The 3,122-nt window shown below is 63.7% G+C and carries 5 protein-coding genes; 4 read left to right on the top strand and 1 reads right to left on the bottom strand.

What is annotated here, in order from left to right; translation table 11 throughout:
- The 3 genes from ACR2JI_RS05790 to ACR2JI_RS05780 all read left to right on the top strand — a co-directional run.
- Positions 1 to 230 (top strand): SRPBCC domain-containing protein (locus ACR2JI_RS05790; RefSeq protein WP_526388953.1); only part of this gene is annotated, 230 nt, incomplete at its 5' end.
- A 7-nt stretch (positions 231 to 237) separates the two neighbouring features.
- A complete protein-coding gene (locus ACR2JI_RS05785) occupies positions 238 to 807 on the top strand; it encodes a UbiX family flavin prenyltransferase (RefSeq protein ID WP_526388951.1) in 570 nt (189 codons plus the stop codon).
- Positions 792 to 1,322 (top strand): TIGR02444 family protein, encoded by a 531-nt coding sequence (locus ACR2JI_RS05780; protein WP_526388955.1) that lies wholly within the window; start codon positions 792 to 794, stop codon positions 1,320 to 1,322. Before ACR2JI_RS05785 ends, ACR2JI_RS05780 begins: the two co-directional genes overlap by 16 nt.
- 14 nt (positions 1,323 to 1,336) lie before the next feature.
- Here ACR2JI_RS05780 and ACR2JI_RS05775 read toward each other — a convergent pair whose 3' ends face one another.
- On the bottom strand, positions 1,337 to 1,825 hold the full coding sequence (locus ACR2JI_RS05775) for a glutathione peroxidase (RefSeq protein WP_526388949.1): 489 nt from the start codon (positions 1,823 to 1,825) through the stop codon (positions 1,337 to 1,339).
- Positions 1,826 to 1,909: 84 nt separating this feature from the next.
- Between ACR2JI_RS05775 and ACR2JI_RS05770 the strand changes: the two genes are divergently transcribed.
- A partial coding sequence (locus ACR2JI_RS05770; protein ID WP_526388947.1) for a phytoene desaturase family protein occupies positions 1,910 to 3,122 on the top strand: 1,213 nt, incomplete at its 3' end.

The raw sequence follows: 3,122 nt of genomic DNA, 5'->3' as shown, positions 1-3,122 counted from the left end.
GGATCGACGAACTCAACCCCGGCGAGTCGATCGTGCGCACCGCGGTGGAGGGGCCGGGCAACACCGCCGGCAAGACGCTGACCATCGCGCTCGCCGATCTGCCGGATGGCCGCACCGAAGTCTCGTTGACGGACGGCGAGTGGTCCAGTGATGACCCACACCTGGCGTACTGCAACACCTACTGGGGTGGGGTTCTGAATCGGCTGAAGTCCTACGTCGAGAAGTCCTGAAGAAGGCGTGCAACGGCAACGGTTGATAATCGGTGTCAGCGGCTCCAGCGCCCCGCACCTGGCCTTCGCCACGCTGAAGGCACTGCACAACCATCCCGAAATCGAGACCCATCTCGTCGTCTCGAAGGGCGCCGACAAGACCATCGAGTTCGAAATGGGCGCCAGCCGTAGCGATTTCGAAGCCCTGGCCGACGTGGTGTACGACCCCGGAGATTTCGGTGCCGCGATCTCCTCGGGATCGTTTCGCACCATCGGTATGGCGGTGGTGCCCTGCTCGATGAAGACGCTGGCCACGATCGCGACCGGCACCGTCAGCGACCTCCTCACCCGCGCAGCCGACGTATGCCTCAAGGAACGCCGCAGGCTGGTGGTAGTACCGCGGGAAACCCCATTGAGCCTCATCCACATTCGCAATATGGAGACCGTCACACTCGCCGGAGCGACGGTCATGCCGCCTGCCCCGGCGTTCTACCACCAACCCCAGACCATCGACGACCTGCTCAACCAGACCGTGGGAAAGCTTCTCGACCAGTTCGACATCTCCCACGAGCTGTACCGCCGCTGGGAGGGCCGATAACCCCGCACGCCGATGACCCCGGGTCCGTCAAGCAATTTGCACTCGCCCTGTATGCACGAGACGGCGTGGCCGAAGCTTGTCTGCATCTGCAGAACCGGCACGATCTGGACGTCACCCTTGTCCTGTTTGCCGCGTTCGTCGGTGCCGTGCGGCGCCAGAGATTGACCTCGTCGAACCTCAATGCGGCGCGGGCCCGTGTGGACGCGTGGCATATCGAGGTTGTCCGGCCGCTGCGCGCGGTACGAAAACGGCTCAAGACCGGTCCCCCGCCCGCGCCCAACGACGTCACCGCGCTGCTGCGCGGCCGGATTCAGAAAATCGAGATCGAAGCCGAGATGATCGAACTGGATGAACTCGGAGAGCTGATTTCAGACTGGGAATCCGTATCGACATCGGGCAACGCTGCCGAATCCGCGGCGGCGGCGATTGAAACCGTCCTACGGGAACACAGCCACATTCCCATCGACGACCTGGATCGCCGCGCGATTGAGACGATTTCCAGCGCCGCCGGTTAATTCGATCTCCCCGACTACCCCGGCAGGACTGCTTCGATGGCGCTGATCACTTCGGGGGCATCCGGCTCGGTGCGCGGACGGAACCGGTTGACCACAACGCCACCCGGGGCGATCAGAAACTTCTCAAAGTTCCACTGCACGTCGCCTGTTTCGCCATTGGCATCCGGCGTCTTGGTGAGCTCGGCATACAGCGGGTGGCGCCCGGCGCCGTTGACGTCGGTTTTGGCCAGCAACGGAAACGTCACGCCGTAGGTCGTCGAGCAGAACGCCTGAATCTCCTCCGGGCTGCCGGGCTCCTGCCCCATGAACTGGTTACAGGGGACGCCGATGACAGTCAGCCCGCGGCCACCGTAGTCCTGGGCCAGTTTCTCCAACGCTCCGTACTGGGGCGTCAAGCCGCACTTCGAAGCCACATTGACCAGGAACACCGCGCGGTCGCCGTACGCGGCCAATGAGGTGGCGTTGCCGTCGAGACTGGTGAGCGCGATTGTTGACAGTGTCATAACAGTGACCGTACCGCTGATGCACCCCGAATCGGGCCGAGAATTTCCACGGCGGGCCACGCCCGGTCGGCCTACGCTCCGGTGATGAGCGATTACGACGCCATCATCGTCGGAGCCGGCCACAACGGCCTGACCGCGGCCACCGTCCTGCAACGCGCGGGCCTGCGCACCGTATGCCTGGAGGCCAACACCTACAGCGGCGGCATGTCGGCAACCGTCGAACTGATCGAGGGCTTTCACTTCGAGATCGCCGGCTCAGTCCGCTTCCCCACCGCCGCCAAGATCAATGCCGAACTGGGCTTGGACAGCCTTCCGGGTATCGAGTCGGAGATCCAGTCGGTGAACCTCGGCGAGCATGGCGAAGAAGCCATGGTGTTCCACAGCGACCCCATGCAGATGCTCACCCACCTCAATGAGAAGCACGGCATGGAAGCCGTGATGGCGATGGCCGAGTTGGCCAATTGGGCCCGCGGTCCCGGTAAAGCCCTGGGACGGTTCGATGCCCTCTCCCCTCCTAAAACGATCGACGAGATGTACGCCTGCGCGGCTGATGAGAATGAACGACGCGCCATCCACGAGATGCTGTTCAGTTCGGCGATGGATGTGGTGGACAGATTCCTGCCGGACCGCGATAAGCACGCGGTGATCCGCGGGATGCTGGCGTTCCTGGCGGTGAACTCGACCTACCGTGGCCCCTACACCCCCGGCAGTGCGACATGCCTGGCCTTCGCGATGGCACTCCCGGAGGAAGGTGGCTCGATGACCACCAAGCTCAAGGGTGGTATCGGGGTGCTCGCCGAGCACCTGCGCGCGCTGTATCTGGAGGCCGCGGGTGAAATGCGATATCGCGCCAAGGTCGACCGCATCCTGGTCGAGAGTGGCACGGTTACCGGTGTTCAGCTGCGCGACGGCGCGACCATCACCGCGCCGGTGGTGGTATCGAATCTCTCGCCGGACACCACACTGCTGGATCTGGTTGGCGCCGAACACCTTCCGGCGTCGCTGGTGGCACGCCTCGGTGGTCGGGACCATCGGGCTTCATTCCTGCAGATGCACTTCGCCCTTGACGAACTCCCCCGATACCTGGCGCCGTACGACTATCTCAACGAACCGGGTATGCAGTTGTCGGTGGGCATGTTCGGCTCGCCCGAAACTCAACAGCGTCAATGGGACAACTGCCGGTGGGGCGAGGTTCCGGAGAATCCCGCGCTGTCGATACAGATCCCCTCCGTCCACGATCCGGAGTTGGCGCCCGACGGCAAGCACACCGCCAGTGTGTTCGCCTACGCCTTCCCCA

It is taken from the genome of Mycobacterium sp. (assembly GCF_051006775.1).
Taxonomy (GTDB): domain Bacteria; phylum Actinomycetota; class Actinomycetes; order Mycobacteriales; family Mycobacteriaceae; genus Mycobacterium.
The sequence above is the reverse complement of the archived record's forward strand: the minus strand, read 5'-3'. Positions and strand labels throughout refer to the sequence as shown.

What these genes read in the sequence shown, in the direction of transcription:
- ACR2JI_RS05775 (WP_526388949.1), bottom strand. Translation starts at nt 1,825, where the DNA reads ATGACACTGTCAACAATCGCGCTCACCAGTCTCGACGGCAACGCCACC.